Source organism: Pantoea sp. GW821-FHT03E06 (assembly GCF_059420725.1).
The window spans coordinates 74,543-89,755 of the sequence record NZ_JBWKUG010000003.1 but is presented as its reverse complement, the minus strand read 5'-3'; the positions used below and the strand labels follow the sequence as shown (position 1 = coordinate 89,755).

Below are 15,213 nucleotides of genomic sequence, written 5' to 3'. Positions count from 1 at the left end.
GACAAAGAGATGAACAAAATCAGCCCACCCGCCCACTGCACTTTTGATCCCGACGACTGGATGCGCCTGGCGCGTCACTGGCACCCCGTAGCGCGCTCATCTGATGTGACAGCCTCACCCTTTAAAGCCGTTCTGCTTGACGAACAGCTGGTTATTTACCGGACAGGTTCAGACATTGTTGCGGCAAAAGATATCTGTCCGCACAGGGGCGTACCCCTCACCCTGGGCTTTGCAGATGAGAAAGGTATCGTGTGCCCGTATCACGGCCTCCGTTTTGGCGAAGGCGGGAAATGTAACCGCATCCCCTCGAGCCCGGACCAGGCTATACCGGCGAAACTCAATCTGACAACTTTTGCCGTAACAGAGCGTTTTGGCCTGGTCTGGGTCTGCATGCTTCATGATACAGAGAATCCTGCACAGTTGCCTCTCATGCCGCACTGGGGAGACACCGGATTTCAGCAGATCAACTGTCCCGGGTTTGATGTTAATGGATTTGCCGGACGTCAGGTCGAGGGATTTCTGGACGTCGCGCACTTTGCCTGGATACACACTGAGACGTTTGCAGATCCCGATAATCAGGTTGTCCCTCCTTATAATCCTGTTGAAACAGAATACGGTTTCAGCGTGGACTACCTGAGCACGGTAGGAAATTACCCGGCCAGCGCGCTTAACCAAGCACCGGATGGATTCACCTGGCTCCGGCATTTTGAAATGCACCTGCCCTTTACCGCGACACTCACAATACATTTTCCGGGAGACGCCCGGCTTGTAATTATGAACGCGGCTTCGCCCGTTTCAGCCCGGAAAACGCGTATGTTCGCCCCCATAGCCCGCAACTTCGATTTACATGTACCGGTGGACGATGTTTATGCGTTTAACCAGCGCGTTTTTGAGGAAGACAGGCTGATGGTTGAAACGCAGATGCCTGAAAATCTGCCACTCGATCTTACTCTTGAAGCTCATATACCCGCTGACAGAAGTTCGGTTGCGTACCGTCGCAGCCTGAAAAAGCAGGGTTTCGGCGACTTTTTCCTGGTCTGATGAGGTGTGATATGAACGAAACGCTTAACGTGATCGTTGATTCGCTCTGCCGGCAGGGTGAAAACAGTCTGGGCGTCACACTGGCTTCGCCAAACGGACAACCCTTACCGTCATGGACGCCCGGGGCACATATTACTCTCCATCTGGGAGAGGGGCTGATGCGCCAGTATTCGCTGACCGGAAAGGGTGACAGCCCTGGCCACTACGATATCTGTGTGGCACGTGACAGAAACTCCCGCGGCGGTTCAGCGTATGTCCATGACATCCTGAGGCCAGGCCAGCTGGTCCGTATATCAGCACCCCGGAATGACTTTCCGCTGGTTTCTGCGAGAAAGGTCATCCTTATGGCCGCAGGGATAGGCATCACGCCACTTTACGCTATGGCAGAATCGCTTGAAGCGGCAGGGATCCCATTCGTTCTTCATTACTATCTCAGGAAACACGGCGATGCAGCTTTCATCAGAGAGCTGTCACGCCCGATGCGTCATGGTTTCTGCGAAGTCTGGTACAGCAGCGAGGGACATTCGCCAAGAAGCCATCTGCCCGCCGAACTGCTCAGCCCTCAGGACGGGACGCATCTCTATCTTTGCGGCCCGTAAGGATTTATGTCGGCAATGGCACATAGCGCAGCTGAGAAAGGCTGGAAGGAAGAAAACATTCACAGAGAGGCTTTCAGGCTGCCGCAGCTGCCCCAGGGTAACGCTGAGGAGGGAGCCTTCACGGTCACCCTTTCCTCATCAGGACGGCAGTTTCATATCCCTGCGGATAAAACCATTGCTGCCGTACTGACTGAAAACGGCGTCAGTATCCCTCTCTCCTGTGAAATGGGCATGTGCGGTGCATGCCTGACTCCCGTAGAGTCAGGATGTATCGATCACCGTGACACAGTGCAGTCGGATGAAGAGAAGGCCTGCGGGCAACAGCAGATTGCGCTTTGCTGTTCACGCAGTTTTTCCGGCAATCTTGTGATCACGCTCTAGCGGTCAGGCCTATCGGCTGATAACCCTGCCACTCGGGCATGAATGGCGCGCCAGTTTCATCGGGTATGAGATGAACATACTGTCCGCCCACTTTATCAAGCAGCAGAAAATCGTCGACCTCTTTAAGGTTGTCTTTGTGCTGATGCAGCTTCCCTCTGAGAAGCTGCTGAAGTGCACGTTTTTTTGCTGCTCCCGCATCGGCTGCGATAAAGAACCCGAATTCATGAAGCTCGGCAAGTGAAGAAGCGTCGTAGGCGCCTGCATTAACAAACCACAGACGGTGTTTCTGGTTTTCAGGGGGGTGCGGGCAGAGCATGATGCGGTATCCGTCGGCCCAGCTGAGCTTTCCGTAACCATCAATATGTACCTTGTTGGCGTCACCGAACCATGCCTCGCGCAATGCCGGCCAGGCCTCTTCAGGCTGGCTGGCTGCAGCAAACTGTATATCATGAACTTCAATATTCGACTTACCGGCATTACCGCCCAGATAAAAGACGTAGAGATGCATACCTGTTTCCTTTTTCAGTCACGCTTAAAGAAAGTGATTATCAGCCAGTTCAGTGATGTTATAGATGATGCCGGCTCCCGCCACGACAAGCAGGAAAAGTGATGAAATCATCTCTATTTTTCTGCCGTGCCTCTCAGGCATCCATCTTTTAACCGTCAGTATATAAAGCGTGAGAATGGCAAAATCAAAGATTATCCATACCATGCACAGCGTGAAGACACTGGTCGTAAAATCACGCGTTACCGCAATAAACTGCGGGAAAAAAGAGACAAAAAAGAGAATGTCTTTGGGGTTGGATAATCCCGTAACCAGCCCGCGAAGAAAACCACCCCGGATTTCTCCGGGCGGTGCCGGTGTTTCTGAACCGCCCGGCAGCACGCTGAACATGCTCTGTAAGGCGGCGTAACCCAGGTAAACAGAACCGGCTATGCCGAGCAGGCTGAGCCATATCGGGGAGAGAGAAATCACCCCCCTGAGCATCAGCGTCGCGACAGCAATAAGTATGAGTGATGCGCCGTTAGTTCCCGCGGCGGTAGCAAATGCGCTGCGGTATCCATATCTGGCCGCCGTGCCCGTAATCAGCGCGACAACCGGTCCGGGCGTCAGCAGCAGCATCATTACTGACAATATATATGCACTCAGGAGTGTCATGTTCATTGCGGTTTTTTATCCTTATGAATATGCAGCGGGCACCGTGACGGATTCAGCGAACCGGGTTCACTGAGCTGATACTGCCTCCACTCAAGACTGCCCTCATCTCCATAGAAACCGAGTTCGGATGGAACGTAACCGTTGTTGTAATTGCAGACACGCGTCCGGATTTTTTCCCTGATTTTGATTCCTTTAGGATCGTTCTGGCTGGCCAGAATATCGAAATGAGCTCTGGGATTAACGACGAAAACGGCACGTTTACCCAGATTCCGGCTCCTGAGCTGGTTATGTCCGGGACAGCTGATGTTAAAAAATAATTCAGTACCCCCGAAACAGAAAGACCAAGCGCTGTCTTCAGGATTCAGGGGAATGTGGGATGGCCAGTCGTGTGTATCATGATCGTGTAGAGCCTGCAGCTGCTGCCAGCCAAACTTCTGGGCTGCCTCAAGTGAGTTCAGGCCACGCCGCTCAAAAATCAGTAAAAGCGGACTGTAAAGCCTTTCCGCTTCCGGCAGTTGCTGTGTACGCTTTGTCAGACTCGTCATAACGGCCACAAGATCTGCAGTCGTGTTTTCTTCACCAATCAGGCCAAACAACAGTGTTTCCGATTTCCAGGCATGGCGCGCAAAGAGACAGGGAAAATCCCGGTCGCTGAGCCGTGCGACGACATCGCGAAATCCATCGATTTGCCAGTTTCTGTCCGGACAGACATGCCCGGTATCCCTGCTGATCATGACCATGTCAGACTGCCTGATGATGGTCCCATTCCTGAGAAGCGTACCTTCCACGATAATCCCTCCGTTTATTTTTTCGGGCAGGATTATTCACCCGGCTGGAGCGGTTGAAAAACGGATAAAACTCGCGCTTAATGTGAGTAAAACTCACAACAGGAATTGATATGTCTCTGCCACCGCTGTATGCATTACGGGCTTTTGAAGCAGCAGCACGATTTAACTCTTTCAGCAAGGCCGCAGAATTACTCAATATTACGCCTGGTGCTGTCAGCAGGCATATCCGCACTCTTGAGGCGTGGTTTGACTGCGAACTGTTCAGGCGAAACGGGCCGCGTGTAAGAGTGAGTGAGGCGGGTCGCACTCTGGCAGCACAACTTACAGAAGGGTTTATAAGCATAGAGCGGGCCTGCAATGCTTTCAGAAGCCACAGCCAGTTTCTGCGCCTGAAAGCACCCTCAACGCTTACCATGCGGTGGCTCCTTGACGTACTTAATGGTTTTCGTCAGCACCATACAACCCCGGGAATCGAAATCACCAGCGTCTGGATGGACACTGACGAGGTGGACTTCAGCCGCGAGCCTTATGACTGCGCCATTCTTCTCGGTAATGGTCATTTTGGTGAGGGCACGGAGAGCAGGCTGCTCTTCAGAGAGTGGCTTATCCCGGTATGTTCTCCCGCAATGCTTTCCAGCGCACAGGTCTCCCTTCCGGACTGTGATCTTATCCATCCATCCCCTGACCGCCGTGACTGGCGGAGATGGCTGAAAAGAACGGGGCACTTCACGGGACTCAGTATCAGTGGAGGGAAAGTTTTTGATACCCTGGAGCAGGGTAATCTTGCCGCCCTGAGCGGTCATGGTGTTTCCGTAGGAGATCTGCTTTTAAGCACCGAGGCGATCAGGAGTGGGCTGCTTTCGCTTCCATTTCCGGAGGCTGTAGCTACAGGAGACGGATATTACCTTGTGTGGCCGGAAAACTCGGCGATAAAGAAAAATGTAGAAATTCTGCTGACATGGCTATCAGGCTACATACCGCAGCTACCTGATGAAAATCTTCTTTATCATGATACCGGCGAGGAAAATATCTCATGAGCATGATTTTCCCGTCGAAACCATCTGTTAACTCCATACGCGCAGCGTTAACTTTTTCTGTACTGACTGGCAGTCCATTATTCGATAAGTCCATTCTGAATGTGAAAATACAACCTTTAACTTTTCTCATTCACAGACCCACAAAGTATCAATAATTTCTGTAGATTTTCCATTCCACATAAATGGCGACATGTCGGCGCGTATGATGGCCATTCTGGGCGAAATGGCGGCCGGTCAGGAAGTGTATTCGATAGATGAAAGCTTTCTGGACGTCACCGGCATCGGCAGCCTTATTCCCCTTGAGACGTTCGGGCAGCAGATGCGCACGCGTATAAGAAGGGAAACAGGACTGACGATTGGCGTAGGGTTCGGACCGACCAAAACGCTGGCTAAGCTCGCTAACTATGCGGCGAAGAAGTGGACGCAGACAAACGGCGTGGTTGACCTGTCAGAGAGAAGCCGACAACGCAAACTGCTGAAGCTGATCGACGTGAGTGACATCTGGGGCATTGGACGACGCATCAGCGCTCGTCTTAACCAGCTCGGCATCACCACGGCCCTGCAGTTGGCGGACAGTAACGTCAGCATGATACGTAAGAACTTTGACGTTATCGTTGAGCGCACAATGCGGTAACTCAACGGTGAGTCCTGCCTGGTGCTTGAGGATGCCCCCCCGCCAAAGCAACAGATAGTTAACTCGCGCTCTTTCGGGCAGCGCGTCACCCGGCTTGAGGATATGCAGCAGGCGGTGGTGCTCTATGCCACTCGTTCGGCGGAAAAGCTCAGGGAGCAGCAGTCACGCTGCCGGCACATCAGCGTATCGATCGCTACCGGGCGTCACAGTAATGAGCCGCAGTATTCAAATACGGCCTCCCGCATCTGCGATTATCCGACGAACGATACGCGTGACATTATCGCGTCAGCGCTCGGTGGTCTGAGCACAATATGGCGTGAAGGCTACCGGTATGCAAAAGCCGGCGTCATGCTGGGCGATTTCTACCAGTCAGGCGTGACGCAGTATGACATGTTTAGCGAGCAGCAGCCGCGTGCAAACTCAGATGAGCTGATGTCGGCGCTCGACAGGATAAACCGATCCGGCCGTAGCAGGGTCTGGTTTGCGGGACAGGGCGTGCGTGACAGCAGCTGGCAGATGAAAAGAGAAATGCTGTCGTCGCGGTACACGACGCGACTGAGTGATATTCCTCTGATCAGATAAAATACTACCGGACGGCCGTCTCTAAAAATTATGACGTTTTCGTTCCGGGACACAGACGTAAAATCTTATTCAAAGCCGTATTAAACCTACCCGCAGGGCTCCGCGTGTTACCCTATATTACGGCTGTCATGTTTTTAGATTTTCCCAATCATATCGTCTCACAATGACACCTTCTGCTTTAAGGATAGTGGGTATACTGACGTCATAAGGGTTTCGTGGATCAGTCTTTCTCGCTTCCCTTCCTAATCTTTCCATTGCAGGGGCGTCGTCCTGAAATGAAATCGGGATAATTTAAATTGTACTTATCTGAGTACATGTTTCATAATGGTCATCAACTGTTGGGAGTTAATAACATGCATTCAATCAATTTTACCGATGCCCGTAAACATTTCGCAGATACTATGAAGCGTGTCACCGACGACGCCGAGCCTGTCCGCGTTATGCGCCGCGACGCACCTGACGTTGTGATAATCGATGCGGAAGAGTATGAGGCACTGATAGAAACGGTGTATCTGTTCAGTAACCCGGCGAACGCAGCGCATATTAATGAGTCAATGAAACAGGCGGAGCGCGGCGAGTTTGTCGAAGTGGAATATTAAGTTCACGAAAAATGGCGCTGACGACCTTAACTACTGGCGTGATACGGACAAAAAGAAGTTTGAACGCGTCCGGCAGTTGCTTCACAGCATAGAGGCCGATCCGCTGACCGGCATTGGAAAACCTGAACGGTTGCGGCATCACAAAGATCCGGCGCTCTATTCGCGCCGCATCGATCAGAGCCACCGGCTGGTCTACTCAATCCAGAACGGTGAGATCATTATCTATGCAGCCCGCTATCACTACGGCGATAAATAGTGATAACCAGTCAGCCCGCCTTTGCGGGCTTTTTCATCTCCGGCGGGTAAGCAGCGATAAGGTCTAGTGAGCGTTCAGTCTTGAATATGAGCTTTTTCTGGCGGGAGACGCATCCGTCTTCGCGAGGCAAGCAGGGCGGGCGTGAACGAATGCTTCCTCATCACAGGAATGTGACCTTAACACCTGTCAATTCAACACCCCGCACAGCTCGTCTTCAGCCAAACGGCCGGACTCCGGCCTTAGTGTGACGGGATCGCAAGAAGGAATGGTGCTTGCTGAAGCCTCTGCCGGCTTAATCGCGATTACTGGTTACGCGTGCTGAACTCGGCATTCAGCCAGTAGGAGAATGTAGAGATTCTGCTAGCAAAAGTCATAATGTCGCCGCGCGGGCGGTGGCTGATGTTGAGCAGGTAATCCATTTCTTCCGCGAGGGCCGGATACCGATCGTTAAATTTTTCACGATGCTCCTCCAGCGTTGACGGCCAGTCTGTATCGTTTTCATCTCTCAGGATGTTTGTCGCCCGGATAGCCTTGCGTGCCGCCGCCCGCTGAAGAGCATGCCGCTGTGAAGCCGCAAGGGAGGGCTTCATCCGTGAAATATAGGCGTTCAGCACAGTATGAAAATCACCGTTAACGGCAATCGCGATACTCCTTGAGGGTCTGAAAGGTTTTAAGTGCTCTCGCAGATCTTCGCCATAAATGCAGATGCAGTGATGTTTCAGCCAATAGCCCCATCGCTCTGCCTGTGCAGGCAGCATAACGGTATCCAGAACGCCAGGGTCGATATCAATCTTACTGATGACCGGATAATGCTGCTCGAGGCCGGACATGATTGCCGTAAGTTCACTGGTCGCGAGGTCATCCGGCTCACGGCTGAATATCACCGTAAGGTCGAGATCAGAAACCGACTCCTTTGCTCTGCCTTCAGCCAGGCTGCCATATACATAAACGCTGTGGATCAGGTCTGACATTGCGGAACCCAGTTTCTGCACTACGTCAGCTATCAGCGGTGAAAAAGCCGGCTGAAAGCCGGTAAAGGCAGGCAGCGGGATAAATCCGTTTTTATCGATGGCCATTTTTTTCCTTCACATCATGCATGATTTCATCGGGTTAATTCAGGCAGTCGCACAAAACACCTATGCTACAGCAGCAGGGGTACTCTTCCGTTTAGATACTCATCAGTCAGATTCCGCAGATATATCAGTAACCTACCTCACGAAAAAGTAAAGTTCCCGCTGAAGATATTGACAAAAAGCCAGAGCAAATCATACGCCAGCTTACTGATATGCCATGTGAATGGATGACCGCCATTCACAACTCACTTAAGTTAATTTCTAAATTTTCTGACTGAACGGGCCAGCATTAGCGGGGTAAGCACGGTGATGCATGAGTTCACAAGGTCGGGAGGAGCGAGGAGCCGGCACCTGGCGGAAATATTTTCAATAAGCAATCATTCATTAAATTCCCCTTCAGCGGGAGGTGGCCATACCGGGGAATTTTAAACAGGCGCGCAGCAGGCCAGACTAGTTCTCATCTTCCATTAGCGCGACCATGGCCCCTTTATGCGCCTCGACCATGCGGATATACCGCATCACCGTCTGGGTCTGCGTCCAGGTGCCTTCCTGCATGATTTGCGCGATGGATACGCCTTTTCTGGCCATATCCTGCGCGGCGCCGACGCGTGCGCTGTGGCCGCTCCAGCTGGCGTAACGCCCCTTATTGGTTTCAGGGCGGGAAGTCTGGCCAGCATGCCGCCTTGCCCGGTGCCAGATATCTTCCAGGCTTGGCGCACTCATGGGCACAGTCGGGACGCCGTTCACCTTATTTGAGCGGTGAACGGGGCAGAACAGGACGGCATCAGGCTCGTTTACAATGCCCGCCGCGCGAATCCACTCCATCAGCCGCTCTGATGAGCGCGCGCTCAGCGCCTTGACGATGCCGCCTGACTGCAGGATGGTTTTGGTCCAGCCCACGTCCAGGATAACGCGACCGTCGGCCGCGCGCGTTACGTCCCGCACCCGCAGGCGTGACAGCTCGCTCATTCGCAGCAGGGTGCCGTACGCCACGTGGACGAAAGCCAGATCTCGCAGGTGCTGCAGGCGGGGCGAATGCTGCCATAGCGTGTCCAGATGGTCGAGATCCGGACGACAGAAGGGGACGGCCTGCCCCGTACGCTCGCCGGACATGATGGCGGTACGGTTGATTTTCTTTCTGGCGCGCACCACCTCGGGTGATACCGTCGGCGGGACCAGTCCCGCGTTACGGTGTAACATTGCAACCAGTGCGGCGTGCACCGAAACGGTTGACGTTGCCCGGCCGGCGGCCTGCAGGTGAAAGAGGTAATCCTGCAGATCATCCGGGGACATGGGCAGAAACGAGCGCTGGTTTTCCTGTGACCAGCGCCAGCAGATCCGCATGACGCTCAGCAGCTGGCGCCACGTGTTGGGCGAAAACGCCTCGCGATGGCGGACGAAAGCCGACAGCCTTGCGGTCAGGTCATCATCCGGCGCCGCCCCGGGGATGAGCCCGGTAAAAGCGGAGAGATCGTTCATCGTGTTCAGTTTTCCCCCATGTGCGCTCTGGCGACGCTACGTGAATTCTGAGGGAACAGCAGGGTGGTTACCCGCCAGATTTTACGTAGCGCTGCCGGTTTTTCAGCCGCATTCAAATTCGGAAGCCGTCGGAATAAACGGCAGCAATAGTCAGGATCCGACCCGGATCCGCATGATACAGGGATTCCGGAGCTCTGTCTGGCCTTATATAAAGATAATTATATAAGGTTAGAGGTATGAGCGAGCGTTCGATTTGGAGGATAGGTATCGAGCCGTGAGGGTTCGTATAACACCTATTATATGAAGTTAGGACGATATATGATTTACTTTTAACATTTTAGGATGAAGAGTAAACCATGGCAGGTTAGTAAGGTATAAACGTTTTTAATCTTAAAACCTGTAGGTATATCTAAGTTTTTGAATCTTCAGGTTACAGCCGTGACTGAAATGAAATGGAAAACGTAACGAGCAGTAGCAGCATTATTTCTTAAGGTATAGCAGAATTATGGCACGTAAGGTCATGACTATCACGCTAAAGTTAATGATACTTCTGAAGGCTGGAATTAAATATGTGGTGAAGAGGGAAAGAGCGGTCAATTCCTTTAACCCAATCGAGCGGAATTAACTAAGATAACTATTGTATTTTTCTCGTCAGGCTAGGAAACTAATAAAGACAGGTGATAATATTTAAAAAAACAGCCGCAAACTGGGTTCAGTAAATTACATCGAATAAAGAAAGAGAAAAAATTATACTTATTATTGAAAAAAATTAACCCGCCTTAATAATAATGAGGATAGGTTTCCCTGGGTTGCAAAACCACATCACTGGCATAAAAAATCAAATTACCCTTGGGAATTATATATTAAAAATATATATCTTAGATTAAGAAGGTGCGAAAATCTTTATTGCTATAATATAAAGTTGTTAATAATTCCATTTTTCATTGATGGGGTTGCCGATTATATTTTTTCTAAAGTAAAAGTTCCATGTTGTTGAGGCATGTCTTCACCTGTATCTAAAACAGCGTTCTGTATGAAAGTTTGAGTAAGGTAATCATTTATAAATGTCAAATGATAATAAGATGTTTTATTTACCCTATCATGAGATGGTAAGGATATATATCGAATAGTATATGTTCGATCGCTAAACCTGCCTCGCAATACGTAAACTCCGTAATGCTCCTCTTCTTTAGTGATTGTTTTATACATTCCGTTATCATAATATAAAATATCGGCTATAGAGTAATTTTTTTATCATACATCGTAAGGTAAAACAACTTTTGTCTATAGGTAGGATTTCCAAATCCAGTATTTAATTTTCCTATGTTAGTCGATGAGTTTAGCGAATCACTGCTTGCATGCGCCCCTAATACCGCCATAGACAACATACTAATAGCCAATATCATTTTCATGTCAGCCTCTAAAGATTATCTTTAAATAAAAACAGGTCTAACTGAAATAAATTTCGCAATCAAAGCTTATATTAATAATGAGTATTTTTTAAATATTCATTACCCTTCTCATACTGCCTTAAACATATTACTCATTAATTTATTAGGCGCGCTTGTGATCAAAAAAATCATGTTAGTAAACACAATCATCCTTGACCCAAGCGCAATGAATTTTTTCTAAAGGATTATCTTAAAAAATTTTCAACTGATTAACCCACGTGGGGTGTAAAAATTAAGTGTTTAATTGGCACTTAATTCGCGGAGACTTGAAATAGCTCTTTCATAATGAGGTTCATTAGTGATCTCCTTGACAAGTTCACTATAGATTACCACATCGTGTTCATCGAGAACGACTATAGCTCGGGCAGTAATACCTTCTAGAGGACCATTTATAATTTGGACACCGTAATCATGCCCGAAGGTAGAACCACGCATGGCGGATAGCATTATTACATTATTTATGTTCTCTTCGCAGCAAAAGCGAGATTGTGTAAATGGCAGGTCACATGAAATGCATAGCATTACCATATTATCAACATCTTTAACTGTACTAAATTTTTTTACTGATAATGCGCAAACGCTTGTGTCAATACATGGGAAGATATTTAGTATTTTTCGCTTACCTTTAAACATATTCAATGAGACATCAGTTAAATCACCAGCGACTAGTCTAAACTGCGGTGCAGCATCGCCTTTATTAGGGAATTTATTAACTAATGAGATTGTTTTGCCTTGGAGTGTTACGTTACTAGACATATTTATCACCTTTTAATCTGTCAGTTAAAATTAGTGTAAATTGAACGTCGATATTGTGTATGACTTGTAACTTTCAGGTTATGTTGACGACCAAACAAACTATTAACAATTTAATCCCTTAAAAAATAATGTGAATCTTGAAAATGTCTAAGCTGTGGAAACTTTATAGATAAAATGAATATAAAAAAATAGAGAAATCTCTAAAATGAAAAAGATAATTGTAAAGAAGCATTTATTCTATTCAGAGACTCCATTTGCATCCCTGTAAAGCCAGCAGAGCAATAGCTATGGATACAAAAAATCAAGTGATTATGTGGAAGAAGTTGCGAGTCATATACTTCCTTTCTGGAAATCAGTTTCTGTAGAAAAAACCCACTGATCACGTTGTCGAACGAGCCAATGAATAATAACCTCTCTTTTTATAAAAAATAATTTTACTTTACAGTCTAAACTGTACGACGATATGTTAATATCTTACCTACCGGTGCGGCTATTAAACCCTAACTAAACACTAAGGTTAAATAAACTGTACCGTACCGGCTCCCTCTATTATATTATTAACATAATGGTCTGGAGATTTTCACTCACCGTATTTTTAAATATTTTCGAGCTCGTTTAACACGAAAGGGCGAAGTTGGTGAAAGTGAGAGTTATCGGAATGAGAAGTAACTCACTGCGTTAATTTAACATAACTATGATTTCACGTACTTTTATATCATGCTGCGATTTAATGATAAATATCAACAAGCTGACTTCATCTCTAAGCATTTTCTCTGCGTGGGAGGTATCTCCGGGCTCTCCGCTTACCCTTGAGTTAAACCGCTCATTGTTCGTCACAGTCAGCCACTACCACGTATAGTGCTGGGGAAGCACGGTACTCCACTGCCCACGCTGACCAACCGGACACAGACGTGAATGTCTGCCACATAGCGCAACTAGGTTCAGAAAAACGCGCCGGATAATGATTCCCAAAGGTCAGGAAGCGAGCGGAAAAAGTGGCAAGACATCGCTAGCCGGCTTACCGCATGTCTTTACGAATCCTATGGATAAGGAGAGTATCTGAGGATGCTCCATGGGTTAGCTGCGTTAACTTATCCAGCACCACATTCTGATGACCATCCAGAAAACTGAGAGGCATGCCTAAGAATTTCAAGACCCACGGCAGTAATGACACATAAGCCCCGCCCGGTATTCCCTTATATTCCATTAGTGCTCCTGCGGCTGTTGGAATAAGACCGGAAATATCCATACTAATCACGCGATCCGCTCTTTTTTCAACCCGCTTAATCTCTTTATTCAGCTTATAAACTTCATAACTCCGCGCCTCATCCGACAATCCGGAAAAACGGGATAAAATATCCGGAAGACGTTTTCGTCTGTGCCCAGACAAAGTGTCGTCCAACTCTAAGACGTTCATGTCGTTACTGATAGTCAGCACATCAGATAATAATTTCCCCACTTCAGACTGTTTCAATCGGGTTTCTGAAGAATGTACGCCGTTATATATACCGTTAATTATCCGGCAGGCATCAACTTCAGAATAACCCGGCATCTCTGCGGGAAAATGGTGTGCATTCAGCCCCTGTGCGTATTCAAACCCCATCGCGCTGGATGTCAATTCAATAAAAAAATCTTTTCCAAAATGCTTAAAAATATTCCCAGCAAATATCCCTGCGCCGAACTGACTTAATCCCATAGCTCCCTTTTGATCCAGAGAATACTCGAGATAAGAGGCGTTATGTGACATTGAGTCCGCCAGTATCTTCAGCGCATCAATGCCGGATTGCCAGCAACTTCTCTGCAGCTGATACTGCATTTCGGTATCAAAAGAGTAGCCGAACACGCCGGTTTTCTTCCTGATCTCAAGCAGGGAAGCTGCAGCTAACCGTCGGGAAAAGAGCATGCACTCCGGATCCACCGAGAGTACATCGGCCAGAAGTTCAGAATGATACCGGTGGAGGTTCTGGTACACGACGAACTTGACGCGCCCCCTTCTGACAAGTTCCAACAACTCCGTCCTTTTGAGCTGGAAAGTCTCATAAAAATCTCTGTAACCTGGCCCATCGGTTATGGGTAAGGCAATAATGACGGTGTCGTAAAGAGAGATATATTCCCGAACGTTGTTTCGCTGAAAAACCGTTGCATCAACGAAACAGCTGTTGGCTGCGTTCTTGAAGGCATCCGGTAGGCAGTCTTCGCGGGTCATGGAAACGTCGGAAAAGATAGAAAACTTATTTTGATACCAGAATTCTTGGTCCTCTTCATATTTATCCAACAAGGAACGCGGGAATTTGTTTTTCAAGTATCTCCCAGATATTAGCGTCAAATTACCTGAGGGTTTTCGCGTCGCTTCGACATTAAAATCGTATTCAGCGAGTTGATGATCGGTGTTATTTTCATAAGAATAGCCATAATATCCAAGCCCTTCACAAATCAGAATGATATCCTGAAAGTCGGCTTCAGATACCGCATTTTTAAAGGTGAACTTAAAACTGTTGTCCGCCCAATTTATGCGCACGTGAAAAGGATGCCGTTCCAGCGGCATTGCCTTATTTATCTGGTTGTTAAAATCTGACGTGTTGAATGACTGGCCAAAAAGATTAATTCTTTCAAAAGGGGTTCTCAGGCTTATTTTTATAAAATTCTCACCTTCCTTTTCCACAAAAACCGGACCCGGCACTCCCATTGTTCTGTACTGGTGATTATATAATTCGTTAACTTCCCTCAGCGACATGCCGGCCGCTTCTGGGGTTTTCACGACCGCATACAGCATGCGGTTATCGTGAAACAGCCCCACATGGTCCAGCCTGTAGTGCTGTAGAACGAAAGACTCATAGCTGGCCTTGATATTTTCAATCATCGAAGGCGGGGCGTTCAGAAAAGACATATCCATCGTAATTGGGCTCCTTGGTCGTAAGAGAAGTTCACTATCTCATCAAACTCACCTGTAGGGGAGGCCTGGATCGTGAAGGGAACAGAAAAACTGTTAAACCCCTAGGGACATCTCTGATGAACGGCCATAAGGGCGTGCCGGTCACGGCGTATCGGTACGGGCACGTAAGTGTCGATCATCCGCGTAAGTCGGATCTACCGGGCGTAGCGGTAGATTTTACCTGAGCTCAGCCGCACGATTTTCTTTACGTCAGACGCCGTGTGGCACACCGTACTGGCGCCTGAAAGGCCACCGAATGCGTATGACTGATTGTGCATAGTGACTATGTGCATACTGAAAACCGTGGATCATTTTTCTTTTCCCGGCCCGGATATTTTCCGGACGCTATTTGCCTTATCACTCTTCAGGCATCAATACCCTGCAAGTTTATGCATTTATCAGTTTAAGCATTCCTGCCTTTAAACTAGGCGTAATGCCGGGCCGTT

13 protein-coding genes and 1 pseudogene are annotated in these 15,213 nt (G+C 48.5%); 7 read left to right on the top strand and 7 right to left on the bottom strand.

The genetic code is table 11. From position 1 onward, the window contains the following. The first annotated feature begins 9 nt into the window (after positions 1–9). Together AC07WB_RS23345 and AC07WB_RS23340 are read left to right on the top strand one after the other, a co-directional pair. On the top strand, positions 10–1,041 hold the full coding sequence (locus tag AC07WB_RS23345; RefSeq protein ID WP_494941493.1) for a Rieske 2Fe-2S domain-containing protein: 1,032 nt from the start codon (positions 10–12) through the stop codon (positions 1,039–1,041). An 11-nt stretch (positions 1,042–1,052) separates the two neighbouring features. After that, a pseudogene (locus AC07WB_RS23340) lies at positions 1,053–2,021 on the top strand (PDR/VanB family oxidoreductase). Here the strand turns inward: AC07WB_RS23340 and AC07WB_RS23335 are convergent. Genes AC07WB_RS23335 through AC07WB_RS23325 form a run of 3 tightly spaced genes read right to left on the bottom strand, consistent with a single transcriptional unit; the run spans position 2,011 to position 3,968 of the window. Beyond that, a complete protein-coding gene (locus AC07WB_RS23335) occupies positions 2,011–2,529 on the bottom strand; it encodes a DUF1543 domain-containing protein (protein WP_346437114.1) in 519 nt (172 codons plus the stop codon). The pseudogene AC07WB_RS23340 and the gene AC07WB_RS23335 overlap by 11 nt on opposite strands. Positions 2,530–2,553: 24 nt before the next feature. Continuing rightward, a complete protein-coding gene (locus tag AC07WB_RS23330; protein WP_346437113.1) occupies positions 2,554–3,186 on the bottom strand; it encodes a LysE family translocator in 633 nt (210 codons plus the stop codon). Next, on the bottom strand, positions 3,183–3,968 hold the full coding sequence (locus tag AC07WB_RS23325) for a YqcI/YcgG family protein (protein ID WP_346437112.1): 786 nt from the start codon (positions 3,966–3,968) through the stop codon (positions 3,183–3,185). The genes AC07WB_RS23330 and AC07WB_RS23325 overlap by 4 nt, the downstream gene beginning before the upstream one ends. Before the next feature lie 110 nt (positions 3,969–4,078). Between AC07WB_RS23325 and AC07WB_RS23320 the strand changes: the two genes are divergently transcribed. The 5 genes from AC07WB_RS23320 (at position 4,079) to AC07WB_RS23300 (ending at position 7,076) form a co-directional block, all read left to right on the top strand. Next, positions 4,079–5,005 carry a LysR substrate-binding domain-containing protein gene (locus AC07WB_RS23320; RefSeq protein WP_494941492.1) on the top strand — a complete coding sequence of 309 codons (927 nt, stop codon included), beginning with the start codon at positions 4,079–4,081 and terminating at the stop codon, positions 5,003–5,005. Positions 5,006–5,156: 151 nt separating this feature from the next. Continuing rightward, positions 5,157–5,639: a Y-family DNA polymerase gene (locus AC07WB_RS23315; RefSeq protein ID WP_494941573.1), complete on the top strand. Its 483-nt coding sequence runs from the start codon at positions 5,157–5,159 to the stop codon at positions 5,637–5,639. 21 nt (positions 5,640–5,660) lie between these two features. After that, a complete protein-coding gene (locus AC07WB_RS23310) occupies positions 5,661–6,221 on the top strand; it encodes a DinB/UmuC family translesion DNA polymerase (RefSeq protein WP_494941491.1) in 561 nt (186 codons plus the stop codon). Between the two features lie 353 nt (positions 6,222–6,574). Beyond that, positions 6,575–6,820, top strand: coding sequence for a type II toxin-antitoxin system Phd/YefM family antitoxin (locus tag AC07WB_RS23305; RefSeq protein ID WP_346530374.1), 246 nt, complete (start codon positions 6,575–6,577; stop codon positions 6,818–6,820). Then, positions 6,801–7,076 carry a Txe/YoeB family addiction module toxin gene (locus AC07WB_RS23300; RefSeq protein WP_350262670.1) on the top strand — a complete coding sequence of 92 codons (276 nt, stop codon included), beginning with the start codon at positions 6,801–6,803 and terminating at the stop codon, positions 7,074–7,076. The genes AC07WB_RS23305 and AC07WB_RS23300 overlap by 20 nt, the downstream gene beginning before the upstream one ends. A 302-nt stretch (positions 7,077–7,378) precedes the next feature. Here AC07WB_RS23300 and AC07WB_RS23295 read toward each other — a convergent pair whose 3' ends face one another. The 4 genes from AC07WB_RS23295 to AC07WB_RS23280 form a co-directional block, all read right to left on the bottom strand. Beyond that, positions 7,379–8,152 carry a nucleotidyltransferase domain-containing protein gene (locus AC07WB_RS23295; protein ID WP_494941490.1) on the bottom strand — a complete coding sequence of 258 codons (774 nt, stop codon included), beginning with the start codon at positions 8,150–8,152 and terminating at the stop codon, positions 7,379–7,381. 447 nt (positions 8,153–8,599) lie between these two features. Continuing rightward, positions 8,600–9,628 carry a tyrosine-type recombinase/integrase gene (locus AC07WB_RS23290; protein ID WP_494941489.1) on the bottom strand — a complete coding sequence of 343 codons (1,029 nt, stop codon included), beginning with the start codon at positions 9,626–9,628 and terminating at the stop codon, positions 8,600–8,602. Between the two features lie 1,691 nt (positions 9,629–11,319). Then, positions 11,320–11,835, bottom strand: coding sequence for a thiol peroxidase (tpx, locus tag AC07WB_RS23285; RefSeq protein ID WP_494941488.1), 516 nt, complete (start codon positions 11,833–11,835; stop codon positions 11,320–11,322). Between the two features lie 1,018 nt (positions 11,836–12,853). After that, a complete protein-coding gene (locus AC07WB_RS23280; RefSeq protein ID WP_494941487.1) occupies positions 12,854–14,728 on the bottom strand; it encodes a hypothetical protein in 1,875 nt (624 codons plus the stop codon). Between the last annotated feature and the right edge of the window lie 485 nt (positions 14,729–15,213).

Excerpts from the sequence above, each read along its gene's own strand:
- AC07WB_RS23345 (WP_494941493.1), top strand. The coding sequence starts at position 10 with ATGAACAAAATCAGCCCACCCGCCCACTGCACTTTTGATCCCGACGAC.
- AC07WB_RS23335 (WP_346437114.1), bottom strand. The coding sequence starts at position 2,529 with ATGCATCTCTACGTCTTTTATCTGGGCGGTAATGCCGGTAAGTCGAAT.
- AC07WB_RS23330 (WP_346437113.1), bottom strand. The coding sequence starts at position 3,186 with ATGAACATGACACTCCTGAGTGCATATATATTGTCAGTAATGATGCTG.
- AC07WB_RS23320 (WP_494941492.1), top strand. The coding sequence starts at position 4,079 with ATGTCTCTGCCACCGCTGTATGCATTACGGGCTTTTGAAGCAGCAGCA.
- AC07WB_RS23305 (WP_346530374.1), top strand. The coding sequence starts at position 6,575 with ATGCATTCAATCAATTTTACCGATGCCCGTAAACATTTCGCAGATACT.
- AC07WB_RS23295 (WP_494941490.1), bottom strand. The coding sequence starts at position 8,152 with ATGGCCATCGATAAAAACGGATTTATCCCGCTGCCTGCCTTTACCGGC.
- AC07WB_RS23290 (WP_494941489.1), bottom strand. The coding sequence starts at position 9,628 with ATGAACGATCTCTCCGCTTTTACCGGGCTCATCCCCGGGGCGGCGCCG.
- tpx (WP_494941488.1), bottom strand. The coding sequence starts at position 11,835 with ATGTCTAGTAACGTAACACTCCAAGGCAAAACAATCTCATTAGTTAAT.
- AC07WB_RS23280 (WP_494941487.1), bottom strand. The coding sequence starts at position 14,728 with ATGGATATGTCTTTTCTGAACGCCCCGCCTTCGATGATTGAAAATATC.